This is a genomic window from Streptomyces lunaelactis, from assembly GCF_003054555.1.
GTDB classification, from domain to species: domain Bacteria; phylum Actinomycetota; class Actinomycetes; order Streptomycetales; family Streptomycetaceae; genus Streptomyces; species Streptomyces lunaelactis.
Genome location: NZ_CP026304.1, coordinates 2294234 through 2319911, shown reverse-complemented (window position 1 = coordinate 2319911; position 25678 = coordinate 2294234). Strand labels below are relative to the sequence as shown.

Sequence of the window (25678 nt, the reverse complement as noted above, 5' to 3'; positions counted from 1 at the left end):
TCTGTATGACGCTCGAAAGGTGTATTCACCGTACGCGACCGGACCGACACCGACCAGGTCCGTAAGCGCCCCAGGGCGGGGATCCGGAGCCCACCACGGGTTAAGGTCTGTTCGACAGCACACAGGAGGCATTCGAGTTGATCTACGGCGCAATGAAGTTCTCCATCGGGGGCTCGTTGAAGCTTGCCTTCAGGCCCTGGGTGGAGGGCCTCGAGAACATTCCCGCCGAGGGACCGGCGATCCTCGCGAGCAATCACCTGTCCTTCTCGGACTCGTTCTTCCTGCCCGCGGTCCTCGACCGCAGGGTCACTTTCATCGCCAAGGCGGAGTACTTCACCTCGCCCGGTGTGAAGGGCAAGCTCACCGCGGCCTTCTTCAAGGGCGTCGGACAGCTCCCGGTGGACCGTTCGGGTGCCCGTGGCGCGGGTGAGGCGGCGATCAAGGCCGGCATAGACGTCCTCGACGGCGGCGGTCTCTTCGGGATCTACCCCGAGGGCACCCGCTCCCCCGACGGCCGCCTCTACCGGGGCAAGCCCGGCGGCCTCGCGCGCGTGGCGCTTGCCAGCGGCGCTCCCGTCATCCCGGTCGCCATGATCGACACCGAGAAGATCCAGCCGCCCGGCAAGGTGGTCCCCAAGCTGATGCGCCCGGGGATCAGGATCGGCAAGCCGCTCGACTTCAGCCGCTACCACGGCATGGCGGGCGACCGCTTCATCCTGCGCTCGGTGACCGACGAGGTCATGTACGAGATCATGAAGCTTTCCGGCCAGGAGTACGTCGACATCTACGCGACCGCCGCCAAGCGGCGGATCGCGGATGCGGAGAAGGCCGAGAAGGCCGCGGAGAAGGCCGCGGAGAAGGCGAAGGCAGCGGCAGAGAAGGCGGAACGGCCGGCCGCCTAGTCGCGTCGTCCGTTCTGGGGTGGGGGAAATGGCCAAGCGCGAGCGTGTCGTGCGGATGTCGGTCGAGCTGCCGCTGTGGCGTGCGCTCGCCGCCTACCGCGTACTCACCATGATCTACGCGGTGCTCCTCTTCGTCTTCACCCGCAGCAAGTTCGAGCGTCCCTGGGTGGCGGTCGTCTTCCTCGCGGTGATGGCCGTCTGGACGATCGTCACGCTCCCCAAGGTGGCCAACGCCACCCGCTGCACCAAACGCTTCCTGGTCGTCGACCTCACCATCGCGCTGACCGGCATCATGCTCACCCCGCTCGCCGACTTCCACGCTCAGACGGTCGACGGCCCCACCCTGCCCACGATATGGACCGCCGGATCCGTCCTCGCCTTCGCCATCAAGGGCGGCTGGCGCTGGGCGGGCTTCGCGTCCTCCTTCGTCGCCGTCGCCAACATCATCGAGCGCGGCTCACCCAGCCGGGACACGTTCCACAACGTCCTGCTGGTCTGGGTCGCCTCCATCGCCATCGGATACGTCGTCGAGGTCGCCCGCGCCTCCGAACTCACCCTCGCCCGCGCCCTGGAGATCGAGGCGGCGACCCGTGAGCGGGAACGGCTGGCCCGCGACATCCACGACAGCGTGCTCCAGGTGCTGGCGATGGTGCAGAGGCGCGGCAGCGCCCTGGGCGGCGAGGCCGCCGAGCTCGGCCGGATGGCGGGGGAGCAGGAGGTCGCCCTGCGCACCCTGGTCTCCAGCGGTCTGGTGCCCACCACGCGCGCGTCCGAGGACGTGTCGCTCGGCGCCGTGGTCCGGACCGTGGATGTCGACGACGACCCGTCGGACGGTCCCGGCCCGCACGATCTGCGCTCGCTGCTCGCCCGGCACGCCGGGTCGAAGGTGACCCTCTCGGAGCCGGGCGCCCCGGTGCTGCTCCAGGCCGCCGCGGCGGCCGAACTCGCGGCCGCTGTCAGTGCCGCCCTGGACAATGTCCGCAGACACGCGGGGGATGACGCCCAGGCCTGGATCCTGGTCGAGGACTGGCCGGACGAGGTGATCGTGACGGTACGGGACGACGGCCCGGGCATCCCGGAGGGCAGGCTCGCGCAGGCCGAGGGCGAGGGGCGGCTCGGTGTCGCCCTCTCGATCCGCGGGCGGCTGCGGGATCTGGGCGGCACGGCCGAGCTGATCTCGGTGCCGGGCCAAGGCACAGAAGTTGAACTGAAGGTTCCACGGGTGAAGGCAGGAAAATGACGGACCAGCAGACGATCAAGGTGATGGTCGTCGACGACCACCCGATGTGGCGGGACGCGGTCGCCCGCGATCTGGCCGCGGCCGGGTTCGACGTGGTGGCCACGGCGGGCGACGGGCCGCAGGCGGTCCGCCGCGCCAGGGCCGTGATGCCCGACGTCCTCGTCCTCGACCTCAACCTGCCCGGGATGCCCGGCGTCCAGGTGTGCAAGGAGCTCGTCGGCTCCCACCCCACCCTGCGGGTCCTGGTCCTCTCCGCGAGCGGCGAGCACGCCGACGTACTGGAGGCGGTGAAGTCCGGCGCCACCGGCTATCTGCTCAAGTCGGCCAGTACGGAGGAGCTGACCGATGCCGTGCGGCGCACTGCCGTCGGCGACCCCGTCTTCACCCCGGGCCTGGCCGGTCTGGTGCTCGGTGAGTACCGTCGGCTCGCCTCGGAGCCCGTCCCCGGGACCGGCGCCGGCGAGTCGAAGGCCCCGGAGCTGACCGAGCGGGAGACCGAGGTCCTGCGGCTGGTGGCCAAGGGGCTCTCGTACAAACAGGTCGCCGAGCGGCTGGTCATCTCGCACCGCACCGTCCAGAACCACGTCCAGAACACCCTCGGCAAGCTCCAGTTGCACAACCGCGTGGAGCTCGTGCGGTACGCGATAGAGCGCGGCCTCGACGACGCGTAACCCTCTGCCCTTGACTCGTACGGGTGAATGACCGACCTCCGGGGGCCCGTCAACCGCCGTATGACGCACAGGAATTGACCTTTCCCCCCATCCCTGAGTGACCTGGATCACCATTAGCGTGGCGGTCATAAGGGCTCACCAGGCGAAGGGAAGTTTCCATGCGCGTCGGAGTACTGACCGGGGGCGGCGACTGCCCCGGGCTCAATGCGGTCATCCGTGCCGTCGTCCGCAAGGGCGTTCAGGAGTACGCGTACGAATTCATCGGCTATCGCGACGGCTGGCGCGGACCCCTCGAAGGCGACACGATTCCGCTCGACATTCCGGCCGTACGCGGGATTCTGCCCCGCGGCGGCACCATCCTCGGCTCTTCGCGCACCAACCCCCTCAAGGCGGAGAACGGCATCCGCCGGATCAAGGACACCCTCGCCAAGGACGAGGTGGACGCGCTGATCGCGATCGGCGGCGAGGACACCCTCGGCGTCGCCGCGCGGCTCCACGACGAGTACGGCATCAACTGCGTCGGCGTGCCCAAGACCATCGACAACGACCTGTCGGCCACCGACTACACCTTCGGCTTCAACACCGCGGTCGGCATCGCGACCGAGGCGATCGACCGGCTGCACACCACCGCCGAGTCTCATATGCGCGTCCTGGTCGTCGAGGTGATGGGGCGGCACGCGGGCTGGATCGCCCTCCACTCCGGGCTGGCCGGCGGCGCCAACGTCATCCTCATCCCCGAGCAGCGCTTCGACGTCGACCAGGTCTGCGCCTGGGTGACCTCGCGTTTCAAGGCCAGTTACGCCCCGATCGTCGTGGTCGCCGAAGGCGCCATGCCCAAGGACGGCGATGCGGTGCTCAAGGACGGCACGCTCGACTCCTTCGGCCATGTCCGGCTCTCCGGAGTCGGCGAGTGGCTGGCCAAGGAGATCGAGAGGCGTACGGGCAAGGAGGCGCGCACCACCGTCCTCGGCCATGTCCAGCGCGGCGGCACCCCGAGCGCCTTCGACCGCTGGCTGGCCACCCGCTTCGGGCTGCACGCGATCGACGCGGTGCGGGACGGGGACTTCGGCAAGATGGTCGCGCTCCAGGGCACGGACATCGTGCGCGTCCCGATCGCCGAGGCGACGGCGAAGCTCAAGACGGTCGACCCGAAGCTGTACGAGGAGGTCGGGGTCTTCTTCGGCTGACCCGCTCCTCAATCGCCGGAGGGCTTATTGAGCCCGTCCGGCGATTGAGGACACGGCCGGAGGCCGTACGGGGTCCGGGGGCTTGCCCCCCACGCGGCGGAGCCGCACATCGATACAGCGGGAAGGGGCGGGGAAAGGATCAGGCCCGGCCCACCCGCGTCGCCGCAGCCAGGAGGTCGTGGATCACCTCCGGACCCCGCATCGTCAGTACCGATTCCGCGTGGAACTGGATGCCCGCGAAACCCGGCCCGCGCATCGCGTGCACCTCCGCAGAGAGGGGATCGCGGGCCACCTCGACCCCGTGCGCCTCCAGCTCCGCTACGGCCGCGTCGTCGCAGCGCGCGGTGAAGCTGTTGTAGAAGCCCACCGTCTCCTCCCGCCCGAAGAAGTCGATCCGCTCCTGCGCCCCCTGGTGCGGCGCGTCCTTCCGTACGATCTCCAGGCCCAGCTCGGCCGCCATCAGCTCATGGCCGAGGCACACGCCCAGCAGGCCGTGGCGGTGATCCCGCAGCAGATCGGCGGCGAGCGCGCGCAGGAAGTGCATCTTCGGGTCGGTGGCATCCGCCGGATCGCCCGGTCCCGGCCCCAGCACCACCGGACCCTCGTGGGTGCGCACGGTCTCGCGCAGGCCTGGCTCGTCGAACCGCCGTACCGTCACCTCCAGGCCCGACGAGCGCAGCAGATGCGCCAGCATCGAGGTGAAGGTGTCCTCGCCGTCGACGACCAGGGCGTGGCCTCTCAGGTCCTGTCCGGGCGATCTTGTCGGGCCCTCGACGCCGGCTACGGCACCCTCGAAGATCGCCCGACCAGGGCCTAGTTGCGCGGACCGCTCCTGCATCCGCAGCCAGAAGGGCGCGAGGTCGGCGCGGCGGGCGTCGAGGGCGGCGCGCACCCGCGGGTCGTCGGCGAGCTTCGGACGTTCGGCGTGCTCCCGCGGCCGTCCGGGGCGTACCCCCAGCGCGGCCAGCACGCCAGCCGCCTTGGCGTGCGTCTCGGCGACTTCGCCCGCCGGGTCGGAGTGCCGGACCAGGGTCGCCCCGACCGGCACGCGCAGCGATCCGTCGGCGTCGATGTCGGCCGTACGGATCAGAATCGGCGAGTCGAGGGTCTGCGCGCCGCCCGCGTCCTTACCGATCAGGGCCAGCGCACCCGCGTAGTAGCCGCGCCCGCCCACCTCATGGCGCTCGATGACCCGGCAGGCGTTCTGTACGGGCGATCCGGTGACGGTCGCCGCGAACATGGTCTCCCTCAGCACCTCCCGTACATCGAGGGACGAGCGCCCCCGCAACTCGTACTCGGTGTGCGCGAGATGAGCCATCTCCTTGAGCCGGGGCCCGATGACGACACCGCCCATGTCGCCGACGGTGCACATCATCTTCAGCTCCTCGTCGACGACCATGGAGAGCTCCTCACGCTCCTTGCGGTCGTCCAGGAAGCCGAGCAGTGTCTCGGGGGCCGGTCCCTCGGGCGGATAGCGGTAGGTGCCGCTGATCGGGTTCATCACGACGGTGCCCCCGCTCATCCGGACATGGACCTCGGGGGAGGCGCCGACGAGGGTGCGCTCGCCTGTGTGCACGACGAAGGTCCAGTACGCACCTCGCTCGCCGGCCAGCAGCCGCCGGAAGAGGGCCAGGGCATCGGCCTTGCCGAAGCCGGGGATCCGGCCGGTGCAGGTGCGGCGGATGACGAAGTTCGCGCCCTCGCCCTGGCCGATCTCGTCCTCGATGACCCGCCGGACGATGCCCGCGTACTCCTCGTCGTCGACGTCGAAGGCTCCGCCCTCGACCCGTACGTCGTGCGCGGGCAGTCTCTCCAGGGCCTCGGCGAGCGGCAGTTCGTACGACTCGTCGGCGACCAGCACGCTCAGCGGCGTGCCGTCGTCGCGTACATCGAAGCCCCGCTCCCTGATCTGGCGGAACGGGATCAGAGCCAGCGAGGGCCGGTCGCCCGCAGGGATGTCGGCGAGCGTGGCGGCCTCGTGCACCGCGCCGATCAGCACCTCGACGGTGTCGTGGTCATGGCCGGGGGTGCGCCTGCGCAGCAGGGCGAAGGGCGGGCAGTCGTCGTCCAGCAATCGGCTGATGGGCATCAGGTGGGTTCCTTCCGGGTGGGAGGAACGGCCCGTGGCAACGGAAAAGGCCGCCCCTCGGGGCGGCCTTCGCGAGCTGTGTACGCGCAGTCAGCGGGCCGCCGGATGAGCGGTCCACCACCAGTTCTGGATCGAGTGCGCGAGCATGGCGCCGACCCTAACGCATCCGCCCGCGGCGCCGCGGGCGGAGGGTGACCCGGACGAGCAGGTCGTAGATGTTCCAGCCGCTGCCGATCAGGTCGGAATGATGGACTGCGTCTCATTTGGTGAGCAGCTGGATGGACCGCCCACCCGACACCGTAGTGTTGGCTGCGTGACCGTGAACGCTAAGACCACCAGTGCCGGTGGCAACACCTGGCGAGACCTGCCCGCGGCGCAGCAGCCCGAGTACCCGGATGCCGAGGCTCTGCGCGATGTGATCGCGGACCTCGAGTCGTATCCGCCGCTCGTCTTCGCGGGCGAGTGCGACCAGCTGCGCGCCCGGCTGGGAGCCGTCGCCAAGGGCGAGGCGTTCCTGCTGCAGGGCGGCGACTGCGCCGAGGCCTTCGACGCGGTCTCCGCCGACCAGATCCGCAACAAGCTCAAGACCCTCCTCCAGATGGGCGCGGTGCTCACCTACGCCGCGTCCGTCCCGGTGGTGAAGGTCGGCCGGATCGCGGGCCAGTACTCCAAGCCGCGCTCCAAGCCGACCGAGACCCGCGACGGCGTGACGCTCCCGACCTACCGGGGCGACTCCGTCAACGGCTTCGACTTCACCGAGGCGGCCCGTATCCCGGACCCCGAGCGCCTCAAGCGGATGTACAACGCCTCCTCGGCGACGCTCAATCTGGTGCGCGCCTTCACCACCGGCGGTTACGCCGACCTGCGCCAGGTGCACGCCTGGAACCAGGACTTCGTGAAGTCGTCCCCTTCGGGCCAGCGTTACGAGCAGCTCGCCCGCGAGATCGACAACGCGCTGAACTTCATGAAGGCGTGCGGCACCGACCCCGCGGAGTTCCGCACGGTCGAGTTCTACGCCTCCCACGAGGCGCTGCTGCTCGACTACGAGGGCGCGCTGACCCGCACCGACTCCCGTACGGGCAATCTGTACAACACCTCCGGCCACATGGTCTGGGTCGGTGAGCGCACCCGTCAGCTGGACGGCGCGCACATCGAGTTCGCCGCGAGGATCCGCAACCCGATCGGTGTGAAGCTCGGCCCGACGACCACGGTCGACGATGCCCTGCAGTACATCGACAGGCTCGACCCGGACCGTGAGCCGGGCCGGCTGACCTTCGTCGTCCGTATGGGCGCCGACAAGGTCCGGGACAAGCTCCCCGAGCTGGTCGAGAAGGTCACGGCCTCCGGCGCCACGGTGGCGTGGGTGACCGACCCGATGCACGGCAACACCTTCGAGGCCGCCTCCGGCCACAAGACCCGCCGCTTCGACGATGTGCTCGACGAGGTCAAGGGCTTCTTCGAGGTCCACAAGGGCCTCGGCACGCACCCGGGCGGTATCCATGTCGAGCTCACCGGTGACGATGTCACCGAGTGCGTGGGCGGCGGCGACGAGATCTTCGTCGACGATCTGCACCAGCGCTACGAGACGGCCTGCGACCCGCGGCTGAACCGCAGCCAGTCCCTGGACCTGGCGTTCCTGGTCGCCGAGATGTACCGCGACCAGTAGTGACGGATCAACGACGGTGGGGCGCGGATCGATGTGATCCGCGCCCCACCGTCATTTCCGGGGCTTTTGCGCAGCGGGCCCGGCGGGTAAGGTTAGGTTAGCCTCACCGATTAACGGGGACGGCGCCGCCTAACGATCCCCTCCGGGAGGTGAACCGCGTGTACGTCTGCTCATGCTTCGGCATCACGGAGAAGCAGGTCAAGGAACACGCGGATGCCGGCGCCTGCACTCCCCGCCAGATAGCGTCGGTCTCCAAGGCGGGCACCGACTGCGGATCGTGTGTGCGCCGGATTCAGGGGATTCTCGGCCGGGGCGCCTGCCCGCGGCGCGAGCTGCTCGACCAGGGCGAATCCGCCGCCGTACTGGCCGTCGACCCCGGCTCGCAGCCCGAGCTCAGCGAAGCGGCCTAGGCCTAGGCGTGGGCCTCAGCTGTCCGGCTGCTCGATCAGCTGGGCGATGTAGAGCGCTTCACCGAGCTTCTCGACCAGCTCCAGCTGGGTGTCGAGATAGTCGATGTGGTGCTCCTCGTCCTCGAGGATCGACTCGAAGATGTTGGCGGACGTGATGTCGCCCTTGGCGCGCATGACCTCGATGCCGCGTTTGAGGCGGTCGATCGCCTCCACCTCGACCTGCCGGTCGGCCTGGAACATCTCGGTGACCGTCTGGCCCACGCGCACATGGAAGAGCCGCTGGTAGTTCGGCAGACCGTCGAGGAAGAGGATCCGGTCGGTCAGTACCTCCGCGTGCTTCATCTCGTCGAACGACTCCGCCCGCGTGTACTTCGCGAGCTTGGTCCAGCCGAAGTTCTCCTGCATCTTGGCGTGCAGAAAGTACTGGTTGATCGCCGTCAGTTCGGCGGTCAGCTGCTCATTGAGAAACTCGATGACCTCGGGGTCGCCCTGCATCGCAGAGGCTCCTTCCGCGCGTGTGGCTGGGGCAGGTGCGCGCATCCTCGCACCGGGACCGGGGGGCGTCCAGTAAGTGCCTCCTTAGTAGGAGTTGCCCGAATCGGGCCAGACCTGGTCATGACCACCCCTCGCGGTCTGTCACCATTGAAGGCATGGGTCAGCCGGAGAGCCGGGAATACCGCGCGTCAGAGGAGTCCGAGCTTCCGCCGGGGCAGCGACTGCAGCGTGGCTGGCCGGTCACTCACTACGGGCCCGTACCCAAGTTCAAGCCGGACCGCTGGGAGTTCAGGGTTTTCGGGGCCACGGCGGACGGCGACAAACGCTGCTGGAACCACGAGGAGTTCTCGGCGCTGCCCTTCTCCACCGTCGTCGCCGATCTGCACTGCGTGACGAAGTTCAGCATGCTGGGGGCCGAATGGGGCGGTGTGTCCGCCCGTACGATGGTGGACTTCGCTCCGCCGGCGCCGAACGTCACCCATGTCATGGTCTGGGCCGAGTACGGATACAGCGCCAATCTGCGGCTCTCCGACTTCCTCTCGGAGTGCGCGATGTTCGCGACCCACAAGGACGGTGAGCTGCTCACCGCCGAGCACGGCTTTCCGCTGCGGCTGGTCGTACCGCATCTGTACGCCTGGAAGGGGCCCAAGTGGGTCCGGGGTATTGAGTACATGACCGCCGATCGCCGCGGCTTCTGGGAGGAGCGCGGCTATCACAACGTCGGCGACCCCTGGCGGGAGCAGCGCTACTCCTACCAGGAGGAGCCGGGGGACGGCCCGGAGCTGTAGGGCGCGAGGGTGTCAGTGGTACTGGTGCACCACGGCGTGGCCCTTGCCGCGGCCGATCATCCACTTGTTGACCGGCACGGTGATCGCAAAGGCGGCGGCCAGCGCGATGGCGAGCACCAGCCAGAACTTCACATCCGCGAGATGCGCGTCCATGGCACCGGGCCAGAGCGCGATCACGCCGTTGTCGATCAGTTCCATCACGGCGATGGAGAGCGTGTCCGCGGCCAGGGCGACCCGGAGGGCGGTCCTGAAGTCGACGCCGGCCTTGAGGACGCCGCGCAGGGTGAAGGAGTAGCCGAAGAAGAACGCGAGGACGATCGCCAGGATCATCGTCTGGACGTTTCCCCAGCCCAGCGCTGTGCCGATGACCATGCCGAGCACTTCGCCGATGGCGCACCCGGTGAGGCAGTGGAGGGTCGCCTGCGCGGCCATGGACCAGCTGACCGTGCCAAGGCCGCCGTGCTCGTGGTGCGCGTGCTGGGTGTCGTGCTGCATGTGAGGCCCCCAACGTCAGGCAGTGGTTCCTGTCGGATGCAAGAACCATATACCCCCTAGGGGTATTCCCGGTCAGTCGCGGAGCTTCTTCAGCCGCGCCACATCCGCCGCGTGCCCTTCCTTGCCACCCGGCGTCTCGATGATCAGCGGTACGCCTTCGGTCGCCGGGTGACGCATCAGTTCCCGGAACGGCTCCTCGCCGATATGGCCCGAGCCAATGTTCTCGTGGCGGTCCTTGTGGGCGCCGACCACATCCTTGGAGTCATTGGCATGGATCAGTTTCAGCCGCCCCTCGCCGACCGTTTCCACCAGCAGATCCAGAGTCTGAGCCATCCCGTGCGGGCCCGCGAGATCGTGCCCCGCCGCGAAGATGTGGCAGGTGTCCAGACAGACGCCCAGCTTGGGGTGGGCGTCCAGGGCCTCGAAGTACGGGCCGAAATCCCAGGTCCGCGAACAGAGCGAGAAGCCCTGGCCGGCCGTCGACTCCAGCAGCAGGAACGGGTCGTCGTCGTGCGTCAGCTCGTCGAGCAGCGGCAGCATCCGCTCCCGTACCTGCGCCAGCGCCACCTCACGGGGGCGTCCGCCGGTCGCCGAGCCGGTATGCACCACCACGCCCGGCGCGCCGATCTCGCGGCCCCTGCGCAGTGAGTGGCGCAGCGACTCGACGGACCTCTCGGCCGTCTCCTCGGTGTGCGAGCCGAAGTTGATCAGATACGGGGCATGGACGTACGCCGAGATCCCCTCGGCGGCGCACTCGGCCCGGAACTGCTCGTCCTGCGCCGGGTTCCCGGTGGGCGTCGCCCAGCCGCGCGGATTGGCGACGAAGACCTGGACGGTCTCCGCCTCCAGCTCACGGGCGTAGGCGAGGCCGGTCGTGGCGAGGCCGCCGGCCACGGGGACATGGCCGCCGACGGGGTTGCGCATCAGAGCTGGAGCCCCTTGGTCTTGATCGTGATCGTGCTGCCCTCGGGGGCCTGTCCGCCGCCTGCGACCGACTGGCTCTCGACGGTGTCACCGAGGAAGGGGAAGCTCTTCTCGACCTTGACCTCGAAGCCCGCCGCCTCCAGCTCGCTGGTGGCGTCGTCGACCTTGTCGCCGACGACATCGGGGACCTCGATCATCCGCGGGCCCTTGGACACCGTCAGGGTGATGGTGTCACCGCGGGCCAGCTGGGAGCCCTCGGCGGCGGACTGCTTGGCGACGGAGCCCGCATCCTCGGGGGAGTTGATCCGCTCGGCAGCGATCCTGACCTCGAAGCCCGCGCCCTTCAGCTCGCCGGTGGCGTCCTCGAGCGTCTCGCCGGTGACGTCCGGGACGTCGATCGGGGTGCCCTTGCTGACGACGAGGGCGACGGCGGAATCGGGGCTGCGCTCGCTGCCGGCCTCCGGGTCCGTACGGATCACCGAACCCTGGTCGATCTCGTCGCTGAACTCCTTGGTGACCACTCCCGGCGCGAGACCGAGCCTCTTCAGCTCGCGCTCGGCCTCGGCGAGCGGCTTGCCCTCGACGTCGGGGACCTTGACGATCTCCGGGCCGCGCGAGACGACGATCGTCACCGAGTCATTGCCGCGAATGCGCTGGTTGGTCGCGGGGTCGCTGCTGATGACCATGCCGCGCTTGACCGTCTCACTGAAGTCGAACCGGACCTTCCTCACATCCAGCCCGGCGTTCCTCAGCTCCTGCCGGGCGTCCTTCTCGCTCTTGCCGATCAAGGCGGGGACGCGGGTGAACTGCCCGGAGTTGATGTACCAGACGCCGGCGCCCACGCCGAGGACCAGGAATGCCGCGACCAGCAGCGCGAGGACGCCGCGCCTGGGGACGGCGCGGCGGCGGTCCGGCCGGGGCTGCTGCGGCGGCTGCGGGGGAGGCATCGTCAGCCGCGTGGTGCGGTGGACCTCGGGCTCCTCGCCGGGGAGCACCCGCGGGATGACGCTTGTGCGGTCCTCGGAGGCGGGAATCCGGCTCTCGTCCGCGTCCTCGGCCGGCTCCTCGGGGTGCGCCTGCGGCGGCATCAGGTCGAGCTGCTCGTCGCCGAGCGCCGCACGGGCCTCGCGGGCCTGCGCGAGCAGCGCCACCGCGTCGTGCGGGCGGACCTCGGGATTACGGGCGGTGGCGCTCGCCACCAGCTCGTCGAGCTCGACGGCGAGCCCGGGGACCAGGGCGGACGGGGCCGGAACGTCCTCGTTCAGATGCTGGAAGAGGACCGCCGCGGGGGTGTCGCCGGCGTGCGGCTTGGAGCCGGTCAGCATCTCGTAGAGGACGACCCCGCAGGCGTACACGTCGGCGCGGGTGTCTGCCGTGCCGTACTCGATCTGCTCGGGGGCGAGATACGACACCGTGCCGAGGACGGTGCCGGTGGTGTTGGTGACGGAGCCCACGGCCCGTACGAGACCGAAGTCGGCGACCTTGACCCGGCCGTCGTCCCCGATCAGCACGTTCTCCGGCTTCATGTCCCGGTGCACGAATCCGGCCCGGTGCGCGGCGCCGAGCGCGGCCAGCACCGGCTCCAGGATGTCGAGCGCGGCCCGCGGCTGGAGCGCCCCGCGCTCGCGCAGGACGTCGCGCAGCGTGCAGCCCGCGACGTACTCCATGGCCAGATAGACGTACGCACCCTCGGCGCCCTGGTCGAAGACCCCCACCACATTGGGGTGGGCGAGGTGCGCCACGGACTTGGCCTCGCGGATGAAGCGCTCCACGAAGGAGGCGTCGGCGGCGAGGGCGGGGTGCATCACCTTGAGCGCGAGCACCCGGTCGAGCCGGGTGTCGACGGCCCGGTAGACCGTGGCCATCCCGCCGACGGCGATGCGCGCGTCGACGCGGTAGCGGCCGTCGAGCACGTGCCCGACGAGGGGGTCCTTGAGGGTCGTATCCACGCGGGAGAGTCTACGAGCCACGGCCGACAGTACGGACGGGGCGGGGTGGGACCGGAGCCGTACTGCAGCCGAGCTGTAACGCTGCGCGTGTCCCCGCCGGGGGGCTCCGCCCCGGACCCCCGCGCCTCAATCGCCGGCGAGGCTCGAGTTGCCTGGCAACACTCAGAACGCGGGCCGCTCCGGGTCCAGGGCCGCCCGGCCCTCCACCGGCGACGACGCCTCCGCGAAATGCCGGCGCGGAATCCGCCCCGCCCTCCGCGCCAGCCGCCCGCCCCACCGCGTACCGCATCGCCTCCGCCATCAGCACCGGCTCCTGCGCCCGGGTGACCGCCGACGCCAGCATCACCGCCGCGCAGCCCAGCTCCATCGCGAGTGCCGCGTCGGACGCCGTGCCCGCGCCCGCGTCCAGAATCACCGGCACGCGCGCGTGCTCGACGATCAGCTGGAAGTTGTGCGGATTGCGGATGCCCAGTCCGGACCCGATCGGTGAACCCAGCGGCATGATCGCCGCGCAGCCCACATCCTCCAGCTTCCGGGCCAGCACCGGGTCGTCGTTCGTGTACGGCAGGACCGTGAAACCGTCGTCGACGAGCGTCTCCGCCGCGTCCAGCAGCTCGATGGGATCGGGCAGCAGGGTCCGCTCCTCCGCGACGACCTCGAGTTTGATCCACTCCGTGCCGAGGGCCTCCCTGGCCAGCCGCGCGGTCAGGACGGCCTCGCCCGCCGTGAAGCAGCCCGCCGTATTGGGCAGTACGCGGATGTTCAGCTTCTCCAGGACGGACAGCACCGAGCCCTGGACGGTCGGGTCGAGACGGCGCATGGCGACGGTGGTCAGCTCGGTACCGCTCGCGACGAGGGAGCGTTCGAGTACGTCGAGACTGGGCGCCCCGCCCGTACCCATGATCAGCCGGGAGCCGAAGGTGGTGTCGCCGATGGTGAGAAGGTCGTCGGCCATCGCTGATCAGCCTCCCTGCACTGCGGTGAGGACCTCGACGCGGTCGCCGTCGCCGAGCGGGGTTCCGGCCCACTGGCTGCGCGGGACGACGCTCTCGTTGACGGCGGCGGCGACGCCGGACGGGGCGGCGGTGAGGTCCGCGACCAGGGCGTCCAGGGTCGTGCCGGTGGCGAGCTCACGGGCTTCGCCGTTGACGGAGACCGAGACGGACACGGAGACGTTCATGCGGGCTGCTCCTGAGGTACGGGGGAGAAGCGGCGAGGAGTGAAGGGGCGTGCCACGTCCGGCAGTTCACCGGTGACCAGCACGGCAGCGAGCACATCACCGGTGACGGGCGTGAGGAGCACCCCGTTCCGGTGGTGGCCGGTGGCCAGATGCAGACCGGGCAGGGCCGTCGGGCCCAGCAGCGGGGCGTTGTCGGGCGATGCGGGGCGCAGCCCGGCGCGGGTCTCGGTGAGCGGCAGCTCGGTGAGGCCCGGCACCAGCTCGTGCGCGTCGCGCAGCAGCTCGTACACCCCGCCCGCCGTGACCGTCGTGTCCCAGCCGAGCTCCTCGCTGGTCGCGCCGACGACCAGCTCGCCGTTCTCGCGCGGCACCAGATAGACATGGCTGCCGCGCACCACCGCCCGCACGGTCCGGGAGAGGAAGGGCGCGTACGGACGCGGCACGGTCAGCCGCAGCACCTGCCCCTTCACCGGCCGTACCGGAGGCAGCACCTCCGCCGGTACGCCGCCGAGCCTGCCGCTGAGCGAGCCGCCCGCCAGCACCACCTGGTCCGCGGTGACGTCGTCGCCGTCCGTCAGAAGGGCTCCCCTCGCCCGGTCCCGTACCACCAGCAGCCGCTCCGCCCAGCCGCGATGGAACACCACCCCGGCCCGCTCGCAGGCCGTCACCAGCGCCGCGGCCAGCCGCCGCGGATCGACCTGGTGGTCGCCGTCCACCCGCAGCCCCCCGCGCACACCGGGCGCGAGCATCGGTTCCAGACGGCGGCATTCGCGCCCCGTCAGCCACTCCGACTCCAGGCCCGACCGGCGCTGCAGGGCGTGCAGTTCACGCAGGTGTGCGCGGTCGTCGGCGTCGAGTGCGACGGCGAGCGTGCCGCACGCGCGGTAGCCGACCGACGCTCCGCTCGCCTCCTCCAGTTCCGCCACGAACGCGGGATAGCGCCGGGCGGATTCCAGATTGAGGCCGAGCAGCGTCTGCTCGCCGTAATGGAGCTCGGTGACGGCGGCGAGCATGCCCGCCGCGACCTGTGCGGCCCCGCCGCCCGGCTCCGGATCGGCGACGGCGACGCGCAGCCCGCGCTGCGCCGCACGCCAGGCCGTGACCAGGCCGATGATTCCGCCCCCGATGACGAGGACGTCTGAGGTGCGGGTTTCAGAGATACGCGACATGGGCGTCCAGCCCCTCCCTTCGCCGGCATGACCCGGATCAGGTTCGTACGGTCGGAGGCCGTCCAGCCTCCCTCTCAGCCCGGTGCGTCCGGGCTCCCGCGAGTGCCTTACGGTGGCCACCCTAACCCCAGGCCCCAACGCGCAGTAAGGGAGCAGCCACAGTGGCAAGGTCGCTCGACGGACTCGTGCTCTCCCCGGTGGCCGACCAGGCTCCGGGCCAGGTGGGCACCCGCACCCGGTTCACGTACCACGAGCACGACGGCCGGATCTGGGCCGAGTACGAGGGCGGGGACGTGATCCGCGGCCATCTCGTGGGCACCAGGGAGGGCGACCGGCTCGACTTCCGATATGTGCAGCTGAAGACGGACGGCGGCACGTCATCGGGGCACTGTGTCTCCACCGTGGTCGAGCTCGATGACGGGCGGTTGCGCCTGGAGGAGAGCTGGGAATGGGAGTCCCAGGAGGGCAGCGGGACGAGCGTCGTCGAACAACCGCCTTCCTGACGGTCCGTCAGGTGCGTAAGGTTGACGAGTGAGCGAGCAACAGACAGCACAGGGGCAGCGCCGCGTGGTCGTCGTCGGCGCGGGCATGGCCGGCGTGCAGACCGCGGTGGCCCTGCGTGAACAGGGCTTCACGGGACCGGTGACCCTGATCGGCGCCGAGCCCCACCAGCCGTACGACAGGCCGCCACTCTCCAAGGCGATCCTGCTCGGCAAGGCGGAGGGATCGGCCTTCGAGGTCGACTTCGAGGCACTCGACATCGAGCTGCGGCTGGGCTGCGAGGTGACCGGCGTACGCGCCGGGGCGCATGAGCTGGACACCGAGGCGGGACCGGTCCCGTACGACGTCCTGGTCATCGCCAGCGGCGCCGAACCGATCACCCTGCCCGGCGCCGAGGGCGTCCAGGGCGTCCATCTGCTGCGCACCCTCGACGACGCCGAGCGGCTGCGCCCCGTCCTCGCGGAACAGCACGACATGGTGGTCGTCGGCGCGGGCTGGATCGGCGCGGAGTTCGCGACGGCGGCCCGTGAGGCGGGCTGCACGGTCGTCGTCGTCGAGGCCGCCGAGCGGCCGCTGGCAGGGGCTCTGCCCGCCGAGGTCGCAGCTCCGATGGCCGACTGGTACGCCGAGTACGGCGTCGAACTGCTCACCCACGCGCGCGTGGCCGACATCGAGCCCGGCGCGGTCATCCTCGCGGACGGCAGGCAGCTGCCTGCCGGGGCCGTGGTCGTCGGCATCGGCGCCCGCCCCGCCACCGCCTGGCTCGCGGGCTCAGGCATCGCACTCGGCCCGGACGGCGCAATCACCGCCGACGCGTACCTGCGCACCTCGCTGCCCGATGTGTACGCCGTCGGGGACTGCGCCTCCTTCCCGTCCGGCCGCTACGGCCGACGGCTGCTCGTGCACCACTGGGACAACGCCCTGCAGGGGCCGCGCACGGTCGCCGCCAACGTCGTCGGCGGCACGCCGGGGGCCCTGCCGCCCGAGGTCTACGACCCGGTGCCGTACTTCTGGTCCGAGCAGTTCGGGCGCTTTGTGCAGTACGCCGGCCACCACGAAGCCGCCGACACGACGGTGTGGCGGGGCGATCCGGCGGACGCGGCCTGGTCCGTGCTCTGGCTGCGGGAGGGCGCACTGGTCGCGCTGCTCGCCGTCGGCAGAGCCCGTGATCTGGCGCAAGGGCGCAAACTCATCCTCGCCGGTGCGCGGCTGGATCAGGACCGCGCGGCCGACCCCCTGGTCCCGCTGAAGGCGGCCGTTCTGGCGTAGTCGTGACAGGGTCCGGCTACCGACTGTCAGTCCGGGATGGCAGGCTTGTCCTGTGACCGAGATTGACGCAAAGATCGATGCTCTCGTACCTGCCTGGCTCCACCTTCCCGACATCGCGGAAAAGCTCGATGTCGAGGTGACCCGCGTACGGCAGCTGGTAAAGGAAGGCCAGCTGATCGCTGTACGCCGTGGTGAGAACCGGGCGCTTCAGGTGCCTGCCGCCTTCATTGACGGCGACAAGGTGGTCAAGGGGCTCGCTGGGACCCTGACGCTCCTGAGGGACGACGGCTTCACAGACGCCGAGATGCTGGAATGGCTCTTCACCCCCGACCCGACCCTGCCGGGCACGCCCGCGCAGGCGCTCAGCGAGAATCGCGGCACGGAGGTGAAGCGCCGGGCCCAGGCGCTCGCCGTCTGACACGAGAAGACAACCAGACGCGGTGTGCGGGCCGGGGGCTGTGCCCCTTGCCCGCGTACCGACGACCGACTACCCAGCGGGGGGAATCGCCATGTCCACAGCTCGTGCGCTGCTGTCCGACGCCCGGCTCTATCTGTGCACGGACGCCCGGAAGAAGCAGGGCGACCTCGCGGAGTTCCTCGACGCCGTGCTCGCCTCCGGCGTCGACATCGTGCAGCTGCGCGACAAGGGCATGGAGGCGGGCGAGGAGCTGGAGCACCTCCAGGTCTTCGCCGACGCCTGCCGCCGGCACGGCAAGCTGCTCGCCGTGAACGACCGGGCCGATGTGGCACACGCCGGCGGCGCCGGCGTACTGCATCTGGGACAGGACGATCTGCCGGTCCCGGCCGCCCGCGCGATCCTCGGCGACGAGGTGCTCATAGGCCGCTCCACGCACGCCGGGTCCGAGGTGGACGCGGCCTCCGTCGAGCCCGGCGTGGACTACTTCTGCACGGGCCCCTGCTGGCCGACCCCGACCAAGCCCGGGCGGCATGCCCCCGGACTCGGCCTCGTGCGGTACGCCGCCGCGCTGGGGACCGAGCGGCCCTGGTTCGCGATCGGAGGAATCGACGCGGGCAACCTCGACGAGGTGCTGGACGCGGGTGCGCGCAGGGTCGTGGTCGTCCGAGCGATCACAGAGGCCGACGATCCGGCCGCGGCCACCGCGGATCTCACCAAGCGGATACGGGCCTACGGGCAGTAGGCCATTTCATGAGAGATCGGTGTCCGAAAGGTGGACTCCGGTTGGGTGACCCGGAAGGCCTGGCTAACCTGCGAGTATGGCCCTCGGTACACCTTCGACCAGGACAGATCGCGCGCGTACCGTGCGCGACCTTCTCGCGACCGGCAAAACCTCCTACTCCTTCGAGTTCTGGGCGCCCAAGACCGAAAAGGGCGAGCGGAACCTGTGGAACGCGCTGCGCCGGGTCGAGGCGGTGGCCCCCAACTTCGTGTCCGTGACCTACGGCGCCGGCGGTTCGACGCGCTCCGGCACGGTCAAGGCGACCGAGCAGATCGCCGCCGACACCACTCTCACCCCCGTCGCGCACCTCACCGCCGTGAACCACTCCATCGCCGAGCTGCGCAACATGATCGGGCAGTACGCCGACGCCGGGATCCGTAACATCCTCGCCGTCCGGGGCGACCCGCCCGGCGACCCGATGGGCGAGTGGGTCAAGCACCCGCAGGGCGTGCGGTACGCCGCCGAGCTCGTCCAGCTGATCAAGGAGTCCGGGGACTTCTGCGTCGGTGTCGCGGCCTTCCCCGAGATGCATCCGCGCTCCGAGGACTGGGACGCGGACACCCGGCACTTCGTCGACAAGTGCCGGGCGGGCGCCGACTACGCCATTACGCAGATGTTCTTCAAGCCCGAGGACTATCTGCGGCTGCGTGACCGGGTCGAGGCGGCGGGCTGCACGACCCCGATCATCCCGGAGATCATGCCGGTCACCAGCGTCAAGCAGCTCGAGCGGTTCGCCCAGCTCAGCAACGCTTCGTTCCCGCCGGAGCTGAAAGAGAGGATCCTCACCGTCAAGGACGATCCTGCCGCTGTACGCTCCATTGGCATCGAGTTCGCGACGGAGTTCTGCGCGGGGCTGCTCTCGGAGGGCGTCCCCGGACTGCATTTCATTACACTCAACAACTCCACGGCGACGCTCGAGATCTACGAGAAACTCGGACTGCACGAGCAGTCGTGATCGGCCGTACCCGCCCCGACCCGGGGCGGCGGCCGCAGGAGAGGGGCGGGCATGGGCTGGACGGTCCTCTATCTCGCGTTCGGAGTCGTCGCGCTGTGGCTGCTCGGTGAGGTGCTGCTGCAGTACAAGGCGCGGCTGCGCTGGCGGCTGCTCGCCTTCGGCGGGTTCCTGGGCGTGGTGCTCGGCGTACTGATGCCGTCCGTCGTGGTGATCGCACTCGGTGCGATCGCCTTCGCGGTCGGCCAGACGTACGTCACGCTCTCCTTCCGGCGCGGCTTCTCCACCGGCTGGGCGCTCGGCGGCAGTCCGGGAGCCAGTCCGCGGCGCAAGTCCGGCAGGCCGGACAAGTCCGCCTCGCGCGAGCCCACGCTGGAGGTGTCCGACCTCGCCTATGAGCCGGGCGCCTATGAGCCCTATGAGCCCGGCGCCTATGAGCGCGGCCCGCAGGCACCCGAGCCGGAGCCGGATGCGGTCTACGAGCCGCAGCCGCTGCCGGACGACACCGGGCAGTACGGCGTGTACAGCGAAGCGGCGTATGCCGCACAGCAGCAGGACCAGAGCCAGGACCAGAGCCAGAACTACGCCACGTACGGCAGCGGTTACGACCCCTACGCCGGCTACGAGCAGCAGCCGGTGGCCCAGGACAGCTACGCGGGGCAGTACGACTACGGGACCGGGCAGCAGCAGTACGCCGCCTACTCCGACCCGTACGTGGGCGGCCAGCAGTACAACACGTACGAGACGTACGACAGTTACGGCGGGCAGCAGCAGTACGCCGACCCCTACGCCCAGCCGCAGTACAGCGAGACGCCGCCCGGCGGCGTGTGGGTCCCGCAGCAGCGCGACGGCGAGCAGCAGGTGCCGCCGATGCCGCAGGAGGCGCCCTCTCCGTACGGCTACGACCCCGGGTACAACGAGCAGCAGTACCGCCACTGACTCACCGAGGGCTCGCTGAGGGCTCACCGAGAGCCGAGAGCCGATCGCCGGGAACCGTCATGGGGAGCCGGTCACTGGGAGCCGCGGAAGTCCGCGCCCTCCACGATCAGTCCGGCCACCAGCGCCCCCGACATCCCGGCGTGCGCCGGCCCGCCGCCCGGGTGCGAGCGGCCGCCCACCAGATACAGGCCGGGCAGCCGTGTCATGTTCGCCGGGTGCAGATAGCGCCCGCCCTGCCCCGCCAGTGCGGGCGCGGGCAGTGGTCCAGTCTGCGCGGGCGTACGGATCTCGTGCCACAGCAAGCGTTCGCGTATGTCCGGCAGCGCCGCGCGCGCGGCATCGATCAGCACCTCGGCGTACGGCTCACGCGGCTCCGCGTCGGTCCAGTCCACCTGCCCGCCGCTCGCCGTGACGGTCGCGGAGAGGGTGACCGCCTCGTGCTCCCCGTCCGGGCGGGTACGCGGATCGTCGGGCCGCAGCACGGTGACGGTGGGCCGCTCGGCCGTCCGGCCGCCGAAGATGTCCGCGGACTCCGCGCCGGCGTCGGGGGAGTGGACCACACTGCGGTGGACGGCCGATCCCGGCCGCGCCCCGCGCAGCGCCAGCAGGACGGTGAACCTGCCCGGCAACTGCGCACCGGCCGCGCCCCCTTGGGGCCGTACATCGCCGTCCTGCCAAAGATCGTGCCCGACGAGCGCCGCCGCCCCGGCGCCCGCCACCACATGGCCGGCCTCGGCGGTCGTGCCCCCGGCGAGCTCGACTCCCGCCGCCCGGCCGTCCTTCTCGACGATCCGGGACACCTCGGCCCCGAAGATGAACTCCACCTTCCGGGCCAGGCACCGCTCGTACACCGCGCGGGCCAGCTCCCGCATCCCGCCCTCGACGTACCAACTCCCGAAGGTCTGCTCCATGTACGGCAGCAGGGCGGCGCTCGCCGGGGCGTGCCGGGGATCCAGTCCGTAGGAGAGGGCGTACCCCTCCAGCAGCGCGGCGAGCCGTGGCTCGGCCAGCTCCCACGCGCCGATCTCCGCGACCGTGGACGCCTGCCGGGCGCGCAGCAACCTCCGCTGTCGCAGTGCCGGATAGGGATCGCGTCCGAGCATCTGCCAGTCGGCCCGCAGGGGCTCTTCGAGCAGCGGCCGCCTGGACCGGTCCCAGGCGTCCCGCGCGCGCCCCAGGAACGCGCCCCAGCGCTCGCCCGCCCCCGCGCCCAGCGCGGAGTCGAGTGCGGAGACGATTCCGGCCCGTGAGGCATTCGGCAGGGACACCTCGGTGCCGTCGGCGAAGAGATGCCTGCTCGCCGGGTCCACCTGGACGAGCCCGACGCACTGCTCCAGCGGCTCCTTGCCGGTCTTGACGAACAAGTCCCGCCAGACGGCAGGCAGATGCAGCAGACCGGGTCCGGTGTCGAAGGCGAAGCCCTCGCGCTCGAACCGGCCCACCGCGCCGCCGTAGGTCGACGAGCGCTCGTACACCGTCACCCGGTGGCCTGCCACGGCCAGCCGGGCAGCAGCCGCCATGGCGCCCATCCCGGCGCCGATCACCGCAATCCGTGCCATGTCCGCGACTTTATCCGCCGGGGTCCGGGGGCTGTCACCCGGGAAAGCACAGCATCGGCCACCACGGGCAGTCACCCCGGCGGTCGGCGGAGCCCGGGCCTCACTCGGGTCGAGCAGAGCCCGTGCGGGTGGGCATGAGTGCGGACGACTGAGTACCCGTACTTAGTGGGTGAGATGAGTACGCGCGCGGATGGGGTCCGACCTGTGCGGAAGGAAGAGTGGAGACCACGGAAGGGGCGCAGCGCCGGCACCGCCGACACGGGGCGGCGGAAACGGCGCGGCTCCCCCGACGGAACGGGGAGCACAACGGAGAACCCAACGACCACCGGGGGAACAACGGGGGCAATGGGTTCTCCGGCACCACGGGGGACAGCGGGGGACAACGGGGACACGGGGACACGGGGAACGCGCCGGTCCGGCGGGGCTCGGGGGGATCGAGCCTCATCGGACCGGCGCTTCTGTCTCTCGGGCGCTGCCTTCGGCGCTGTCCCCGAACTGGACCGGCCGGACAGGAGACCTATCGACCGCTCACGCGACCGTGCAGCAGCCGCGACAGCGCCGCGTGCACATCGTCGAGCGACCGCTCCGGCTGGAACGCCTGCCAGTCCAGTGCAGCCACCAGCACCATCCCGACCAAGGCGGCGGCCGTCAGCTGAACGTCGATCTCCTCGCTCAGCTCGCCGTTCTCGACGGCCTCCCGCAGCACCGTCTCGATCACGGCCACCGCCTGTTGCCGTACGACCAGAAGCGTCGACTGCCAGGCGCGGTTGGTGCGCCACAGCTCGGCGACGTACAGCTGGGTGAAGGCCGGATAGCGGTCGATGAAGCCCAGACCGGCCCTGATCATCGCGTCCAGCGCCTCGACCTTGGTGCCGCCGCGCTCCGCCGTCTCGTCGGCGGCGGACTGCAGCGACGCGGTGAGCAGCCCGACGCCGTACCGCAGCAGCTCCTCGAAGAGCTCGGTCTTGCTCTTGAAGTTGTAGTAGACCGTGCCCTTGGCGACCCCGGCCCGCTCGGCGATCTCGTCCACCGTGGTGGCGGAGAAGCCCTGCTCGGCGATGAGCGTCACAGCGGCCTCGTAGAGCTTCGCCCGGGTCGCCCGGCGTCTGGTGCTGGTGCTGTCCTTGGCGTCCATGGCGTCGTCCATGGCGTCGATTCTCACAGGTCCGGCCAGGTTCACAGGCTCAGCTCCGGGTGCAGACGGTCGAGTGTCCACACCTGCTTGCGCCGCGCGGAGAGGGCGGTCAGCGCGAGCGCGCCGACGGTGAAGGCGGCCAGCACCGCGCACGCCTGCCACACCGGGCCGAGTCCGCCGCCCGTGATGAGCCTGCGCAGCGCGTCGACGACGTAACTCATCGGGAGGAAGGGGTGGATCGCGTTGAAGAACGCCGGGCTGGTCTCTACGGGGTAGGTGCCGCCCGCCGAGGTCAGCTGGAGCATCAGCACCGCCAGTACGAGGATCCGGCCCGCGGCCCCGAAGCGGGCGTTGAGCCATTGGATGATCGCGGCGAAGCAGCAGGTCACCAGCGCCAGGAAGGCGACCGTGCCGGCCGCGTACGCCATCTGCAGGCCAAGGCTCCAGTGCAGTACGGACATCAGGGCGCCGACCTGCAGCAGACCGATCGCGGCTACGGGCAGCCAGCCGGCCAGGGCGATCCGCCAGGCGGACGCGCCGGCGGCGAGCGCACGCCGGTTGAGCGGCAGAATGATCATGTACGCGACCATCGAGCCCACCCAGAGGGAGAGCGGGATGAAGTACGGGGCGAAGCCGGTGCCGTAGTTGGGCGCCTTGTGCAGGGACTGGCCGGCCAGTTGCACAGGGTCGGCCATCACTTCGGTACGGCGGTCGCGGTCCTTCCTGTCGTAGTCGGGAATCCGGTCCACGCCGCTGTTCAGCCCGCCGGCCAGCTCGGTCGAACCGTCGGCGAGCTTGAAGAGCCCGCCGTCCAGGTCGCCCGCGCCCTTCTTGAGCTTGCCGACGCCGGTGTCGAGGTCGGCGGAGCCGGTCTTCGCGCCGCTCAGGCCGGTGTGCAGCTTGCTCGCACCCTGGGCGACCTTCTTCGCGCCGGAGTTGAGCCGATTGATCTTGCCGACGGCCGACTCCAGGTCCTCGTCCAGACGTGGTGACCGCTTGGCGAGGTCTGTCGCCTGCTGCTGCAGCTTGGCGAGGTGTCCGTCCAGCTTCTTCAGATCGCCGTTGTTGTCCTTCACCGAAGCGTTGACGTCGTCGGCGATCCTGGCGACATCGGCCGCGGTGTCCTTGGCGCGCTTCAGGTCGGCGCAGACGGTGGGGTCGGGGATGGGCGCGTCCTCGCAGCGCGAGGTGTGGATGGAGCTCAACGCGTCGGCCGACTTGTGGGCGAGGACGGCGGATCGGGGCGCCCTCTTCACAAGGTCGCCGAGGTTGCGGCGTACCGCGCCGGACGAGTCGGCGACCAAGCGGGCCGTGTCACCGATCGACCTGCCGTTGTCCTTGAGGTACGGACGGACGTCGGCGGCGATGCCGTTGACCTTGTCGGCGAGCGACTGGGTGCCGTCGGAGACCTGCTTGGAGCCGGTCTCGAGGTCGCGCGCGCCCTTGTTGAGCTTGGTCAGCCCGCCGGCCAGTTTGCCGCTGCCGTTCTTGGCGTCCTTCAGCCCGTCCGCGAGGTCCTTGGAGCCCTTCTTGGCCTTGCCGACCCCGTCCTTGAGCTTGTCGGCGCCCTTCGCCGCCTTCTCGGTGCTGTCATGGATGTCGGAGAAGGAGATGAAGATCCTGTCGAGGAACGTGCGGGAGGCATTGGTCGACGCGGCGGTGCGCACCTCGGAGAAGACCGTCCGCGAGATCTGCCCGACGATGTAGTTGTTGGCGTCGTTCGTACGCACCTGGAGGGCGCCGGTCTCGGGGGAGTCGCCGGAGCTGGACGCGATGCGCTTGCTGAGGTCCTCCGGCATGGTCAGCGAGAGGTAGTACGCGCCGTCCTCGACGCCCTTGCGGGCCTCGGCGGCGCTCACCTCGTGCCATTCGAAGACCTTGCTCTCGCGCAGGCCCTCGGTGATCTCGTCGCCGGCCGCGACCTTCTTGCCGTCGGCGGTGGCCCCCTTGTCGTCGTTGACGAGGGCGACGGGTATCCGGTCGAGCTGTCCGTACGGATCCCAGAAGGAGCACAGGTACAGCGCGCCGTACAGCAACGGCAGCAGCAGGACCGCGACGAGCGCGGCGGCCGGCAGCTTCCCCCTGCGGAACCGCGTCAGCTCAAGCGCGGCCAGTTTCGGCGAGCGCATCGGCCGTCCCCTCCTCGTTCGTGGTCGTGTCCCCGCTCGAACAGGTGGCCTCGTTCGTACGGATGGCCTCGTTCGTACGGGTGTCGGTGGTGGTGCGGACGGTGGCCGTGCCCTCGGGTGCCTGGCTGCACACGGCGAGCACGGTCGTACCGCCGTCGGCCACGGAACGCAGCAGTTTCCAGGCCTCGGCCCGGTCGGTGTCGGAGAGCTTGAGATCGCTGTCGTCGACCGCGAGCAGCCGGGGACTGCCGATCAGTGCGAGGGCGACGGACAGGCGCAGCGCCTCCAGCCGCTCCAGGTCACGCACGGAGGTGCGCTCGTCCTTGGGCAGCGTGGCGATGTCGAGGCCCGCCGCCTCCAGTGCCTCGTCGATACGGCGCCGGGCCGCTGCCACTCTCTCGGACCGCGGCCGCAGCAGGGCGCGCAGCGAGCCGTCGAAGCGGCGCTGCAGCAGCGCGCGTTCGCGCAGGTGCTCGGCGACGGTCAGGGCCGGGTCGAGCTCGCTGACGCCCGTTACCGGGCCGAGCGCGCTGATCCGGCGTACGGCTGCCATCTGGCGCGGCAGGTGCAGGCCCGCGATCTCGGCCCGGCCCTCGGTGGGGCGCATCCGTCCGGTGAGCGCGAGCAGCAGGCAGGTGCGGCCGGAGCCGGACGGGCCCTCGATCGCGATCAGCGAACCGGGCTGCGCGTCGATGCTGACCGAGCGGAACGCCCAGCCGCGCGGGCCTTTGAGCCCGAAGTCCTCGGCGGTCACGGCCGCCCCGTGCGGGCTGTCCACGCACCCTCCCCATTTTTTGCACTGACCAGTCAGTGCAAAAACTACCGCGGCT

General features: G+C 70.4%; 25 protein-coding genes, 1 pseudogene and 1 riboswitch. Of the genes and pseudogenes, 13 read left to right on the top strand and 13 right to left on the bottom strand.

Annotated features, from left to right (window positions below):
• Positions 1 to 152 precede the first annotated feature (152 nt).
• From SLUN_RS10435 to SLUN_RS10420, 4 genes are all read left to right on the top strand, one after another.
• Positions 153 to 902, top strand: a complete 750-nt coding sequence (locus SLUN_RS10435) for a lysophospholipid acyltransferase family protein (protein ID WP_108148224.1) — start codon at positions 153 to 155, stop codon at positions 900 to 902.
• A gap of 28 nt (positions 903 to 930) precedes the next feature.
• Positions 931 to 2142, top strand: coding sequence for a MacS family sensor histidine kinase (gene macS / locus SLUN_RS10430; RefSeq protein WP_108148223.1), 1212 nt, complete (start codon positions 931 to 933; stop codon positions 2140 to 2142).
• Positions 2139 to 2813, top strand: coding sequence for a response regulator (locus tag SLUN_RS10425; RefSeq protein ID WP_175313166.1), 675 nt, complete (start codon positions 2139 to 2141; stop codon positions 2811 to 2813). Before macS ends, SLUN_RS10425 begins: the two co-directional genes overlap by 4 nt.
• A 158-nt stretch (positions 2814 to 2971) precedes the next feature.
• On the top strand, positions 2972 to 4000 hold the full coding sequence (locus SLUN_RS10420; protein ID WP_108148222.1) for a 6-phosphofructokinase: 1029 nt from the start codon (positions 2972 to 2974) through the stop codon (positions 3998 to 4000).
• A gap of 139 nt (positions 4001 to 4139) precedes the next feature.
• Here the strand turns inward: SLUN_RS10420 and SLUN_RS10415 are convergent, their stop codons facing one another.
• Together SLUN_RS10415 and SLUN_RS42310 are read right to left on the bottom strand one after the other, a co-directional pair.
• A complete protein-coding gene (locus SLUN_RS10415; protein WP_108148221.1) occupies positions 4140 to 6089 on the bottom strand; it encodes an anthranilate synthase family protein in 1950 nt (649 codons plus the stop codon).
• Between the two features lie 90 nt (positions 6090 to 6179).
• Positions 6180 to 6236 (bottom strand): trp operon leader peptide, encoded by a 57-nt coding sequence (locus SLUN_RS42310; RefSeq protein ID WP_108154648.1) that lies wholly within the window; start codon positions 6234 to 6236, stop codon positions 6180 to 6182.
• A 166-nt stretch (positions 6237 to 6402) separates the two neighbouring features.
• On the opposite strand from SLUN_RS42310, the gene SLUN_RS10405 reads away from it, so the two are divergent.
• The gene (locus SLUN_RS10405) at positions 6403 to 7755 is read left to right on the top strand and encodes a class II 3-deoxy-7-phosphoheptulonate synthase (RefSeq protein WP_108148220.1); all 1353 of its coding nucleotides are present in this window, start codon (positions 6403 to 6405) and stop codon (positions 7753 to 7755) included.
• Between the two features lie 149 nt (positions 7756 to 7904).
• On the top strand, positions 7905 to 8165 hold the full coding sequence (locus SLUN_RS10400; protein WP_108148219.1) for a (2Fe-2S)-binding protein: 261 nt from the start codon (positions 7905 to 7907) through the stop codon (positions 8163 to 8165).
• 15 nt (positions 8166 to 8180) lie between these two features.
• Here SLUN_RS10400 and bfr read toward each other — a convergent pair whose 3' ends face one another.
• Positions 8181 to 8660 (bottom strand): bacterioferritin, encoded by a 480-nt coding sequence (gene bfr / locus SLUN_RS10395; protein WP_108148218.1) that lies wholly within the window; start codon positions 8658 to 8660, stop codon positions 8181 to 8183.
• Between the two features lie 155 nt (positions 8661 to 8815).
• Here bfr and SLUN_RS10390 point away from each other — a divergent pair, with 155 nt between their 5' ends.
• Positions 8816 to 9448, top strand: a complete 633-nt coding sequence (locus tag SLUN_RS10390) for a sulfite oxidase-like oxidoreductase (protein ID WP_108148217.1) — start codon at positions 8816 to 8818, stop codon at positions 9446 to 9448.
• A 12-nt stretch (positions 9449 to 9460) separates the two neighbouring features.
• Here the strand turns inward: SLUN_RS10390 and SLUN_RS10385 are convergent, their stop codons facing one another.
• The 6 genes and pseudogenes from SLUN_RS10385 to thiO all read right to left on the bottom strand — a co-directional run bounded on the left by SLUN_RS10385 (position 9461) and on the right by thiO (position 15165).
• On the bottom strand, positions 9461 to 9943 hold the full coding sequence (locus tag SLUN_RS10385; protein ID WP_108148216.1) for a DUF4396 domain-containing protein: 483 nt from the start codon (positions 9941 to 9943) through the stop codon (positions 9461 to 9463).
• Between the two features lie 72 nt (positions 9944 to 10015).
• Positions 10016 to 10867, bottom strand: coding sequence for a deoxyribonuclease IV (locus SLUN_RS10380; RefSeq protein WP_108148215.1), 852 nt, complete (start codon positions 10865 to 10867; stop codon positions 10016 to 10018).
• Positions 10867 to 12816, bottom strand: coding sequence for a Stk1 family PASTA domain-containing Ser/Thr kinase (pknB, locus tag SLUN_RS10375; RefSeq protein ID WP_175313164.1), 1950 nt, complete (start codon positions 12814 to 12816; stop codon positions 10867 to 10869). The genes SLUN_RS10380 and pknB overlap by 1 nt, the downstream gene beginning before the upstream one ends.
• Before the next feature lie 162 nt (positions 12817 to 12978).
• Positions 12979 to 13771 (bottom strand): annotated as a pseudogene (locus SLUN_RS10370) (thiazole synthase).
• Positions 13772 to 13777: 6 nt separating this feature from the next.
• A complete protein-coding gene (thiS, locus tag SLUN_RS10365) occupies positions 13778 to 13996 on the bottom strand; it encodes a sulfur carrier protein ThiS (RefSeq protein ID WP_108148213.1) in 219 nt (72 codons plus the stop codon).
• Complete coding sequence (gene thiO, locus SLUN_RS10360) at positions 13993 to 15165, bottom strand: glycine oxidase ThiO (protein WP_108148212.1); 1173 nt, start codon at positions 15163 to 15165, stop codon at positions 13993 to 13995. The genes thiS and thiO overlap by 4 nt, the downstream gene beginning before the upstream one ends.
• Positions 15163 to 15275, bottom strand: a riboswitch (TPP riboswitch). Its footprint overlaps the gene before it by 3 nt.
• A gap of 51 nt (positions 15276 to 15326) precedes the next feature.
• Between thiO and SLUN_RS10355 the strand changes: the two genes are divergently transcribed.
• The 6 genes from SLUN_RS10355 (at position 15327) to SLUN_RS10330 (ending at position 20025) form a co-directional block, all read left to right on the top strand.
• Positions 15327 to 15668, top strand: coding sequence for an avidin-fold protein (locus SLUN_RS10355; RefSeq protein WP_108148211.1), 342 nt, complete (start codon positions 15327 to 15329; stop codon positions 15666 to 15668).
• Between the two features lie 85 nt (positions 15669 to 15753).
• Positions 15754 to 16935, top strand: coding sequence for an NAD(P)/FAD-dependent oxidoreductase (locus SLUN_RS10350; RefSeq protein WP_217506054.1), 1182 nt, complete (start codon positions 15754 to 15756; stop codon positions 16933 to 16935).
• A gap of 52 nt (positions 16936 to 16987) precedes the next feature.
• Complete coding sequence (locus SLUN_RS10345; RefSeq protein WP_108148209.1) at positions 16988 to 17353, top strand: Rv2175c family DNA-binding protein; 366 nt, start codon at positions 16988 to 16990, stop codon at positions 17351 to 17353.
• A 91-nt stretch (positions 17354 to 17444) separates the two neighbouring features.
• The gene (thiE, locus tag SLUN_RS10340) at positions 17445 to 18095 is read left to right on the top strand and encodes a thiamine phosphate synthase (protein ID WP_108148208.1); all 651 of its coding nucleotides are present in this window, start codon (positions 17445 to 17447) and stop codon (positions 18093 to 18095) included.
• Between the two features lie 76 nt (positions 18096 to 18171).
• Entirely contained in the window at positions 18172 to 19089 is a 918-nt protein-coding gene (metF, locus tag SLUN_RS10335; RefSeq protein ID WP_108148207.1) for a methylenetetrahydrofolate reductase [NAD(P)H], read from the top strand.
• Positions 19090 to 19140: 51 nt separating this feature from the next.
• On the top strand, positions 19141 to 20025 hold the full coding sequence (locus SLUN_RS10330; protein WP_108148206.1) for a hypothetical protein: 885 nt from the start codon (positions 19141 to 19143) through the stop codon (positions 20023 to 20025).
• Between the two features lie 71 nt (positions 20026 to 20096).
• Here the strand turns inward: SLUN_RS10330 and SLUN_RS10325 are convergent, their stop codons facing one another.
• From SLUN_RS10325 to SLUN_RS10310, 4 genes are all read right to left on the bottom strand, one after another.
• Entirely contained in the window at positions 20097 to 21584 is a 1488-nt protein-coding gene (locus SLUN_RS10325; RefSeq protein ID WP_175314292.1) for a phytoene desaturase family protein, read from the bottom strand.
• 517 nt (positions 21585 to 22101) lie between these two features.
• Positions 22102 to 22731: a TetR/AcrR family transcriptional regulator gene (locus tag SLUN_RS10320; RefSeq protein ID WP_254708683.1), complete on the bottom strand. Its 630-nt coding sequence runs from the start codon at positions 22729 to 22731 to the stop codon at positions 22102 to 22104.
• A 29-nt stretch (positions 22732 to 22760) separates the two neighbouring features.
• Positions 22761 to 24848: a YhgE/Pip family protein gene (locus SLUN_RS10315; RefSeq protein ID WP_108148205.1), complete on the bottom strand. Its 2088-nt coding sequence runs from the start codon at positions 24846 to 24848 to the stop codon at positions 22761 to 22763.
• Positions 24820 to 25626 (bottom strand): ATP-binding cassette domain-containing protein, encoded by an 807-nt coding sequence (locus SLUN_RS10310; RefSeq protein ID WP_108148204.1) that lies wholly within the window; start codon positions 25624 to 25626, stop codon positions 24820 to 24822. Before SLUN_RS10310 ends, SLUN_RS10315 begins: the two co-directional genes overlap by 29 nt.
• Positions 25627 to 25678: the final 52 nt, after the last annotated feature.

Coding starts and splice junctions, on each gene's coding strand:
- SLUN_RS10325 (WP_175314292.1), bottom strand. CDS start 21,584: ATGGCACGGATTGCGGTGATCGGCGCCGGGATGGGCGCCATGGCGGCT.
- SLUN_RS10315 (WP_108148205.1), bottom strand. CDS start 24,848: ATGCGCTCGCCGAAACTGGCCGCGCTTGAGCTGACGCGGTTCCGCAGG.
- SLUN_RS10350 (WP_217506054.1), top strand. CDS start 15,754: ATGGCCGGCGTGCAGACCGCGGTGGCCCTGCGTGAACAGGGCTTCACG.
- thiS (WP_108148213.1), bottom strand. CDS start 13,996: ATGAACGTCTCCGTGTCCGTCTCGGTCTCCGTCAACGGCGAAGCCCGT.
- SLUN_RS10390 (WP_108148217.1), top strand. CDS start 8,816: ATGGGTCAGCCGGAGAGCCGGGAATACCGCGCGTCAGAGGAGTCCGAG.
- SLUN_RS10385 (WP_108148216.1), bottom strand. CDS start 9,943: ATGCAGCACGACACCCAGCACGCGCACCACGAGCACGGCGGCCTTGGC.
- SLUN_RS10420 (WP_108148222.1), top strand. CDS start 2,972: ATGCGCGTCGGAGTACTGACCGGGGGCGGCGACTGCCCCGGGCTCAAT.
- SLUN_RS10380 (WP_108148215.1), bottom strand. CDS start 10,867: ATGCGCAACCCCGTCGGCGGCCATGTCCCCGTGGCCGGCGGCCTCGCC.
- bfr (WP_108148218.1), bottom strand. CDS start 8,660: ATGCAGGGCGACCCCGAGGTCATCGAGTTTCTCAATGAGCAGCTGACC.
- SLUN_RS10425 (WP_175313166.1), top strand. CDS start 2,139: ATGACGGACCAGCAGACGATCAAGGTGATGGTCGTCGACGACCACCCG.
- thiE (WP_108148208.1), top strand. CDS start 17,445: ATGTCCACAGCTCGTGCGCTGCTGTCCGACGCCCGGCTCTATCTGTGC.
- SLUN_RS10330 (WP_108148206.1), top strand. CDS start 19,141: ATGGGCTGGACGGTCCTCTATCTCGCGTTCGGAGTCGTCGCGCTGTGG.
- thiO (WP_108148212.1), bottom strand. CDS start 15,165: ATGTCGCGTATCTCTGAAACCCGCACCTCAGACGTCCTCGTCATCGGG.
- macS (WP_108148223.1), top strand. CDS start 931: ATGGCCAAGCGCGAGCGTGTCGTGCGGATGTCGGTCGAGCTGCCGCTG.
- metF (WP_108148207.1), top strand. CDS start 18,172: ATGGCCCTCGGTACACCTTCGACCAGGACAGATCGCGCGCGTACCGTG.
- SLUN_RS10320 (WP_254708683.1), bottom strand. CDS start 22,731: ATGGACGACGCCATGGACGCCAAGGACAGCACCAGCACCAGACGCCGG.
- SLUN_RS10435 (WP_108148224.1), top strand. CDS start 153: ATGAAGTTCTCCATCGGGGGCTCGTTGAAGCTTGCCTTCAGGCCCTGG.
- SLUN_RS10415 (WP_108148221.1), bottom strand. CDS start 6,089: ATGCCCATCAGCCGATTGCTGGACGACGACTGCCCGCCCTTCGCCCTG.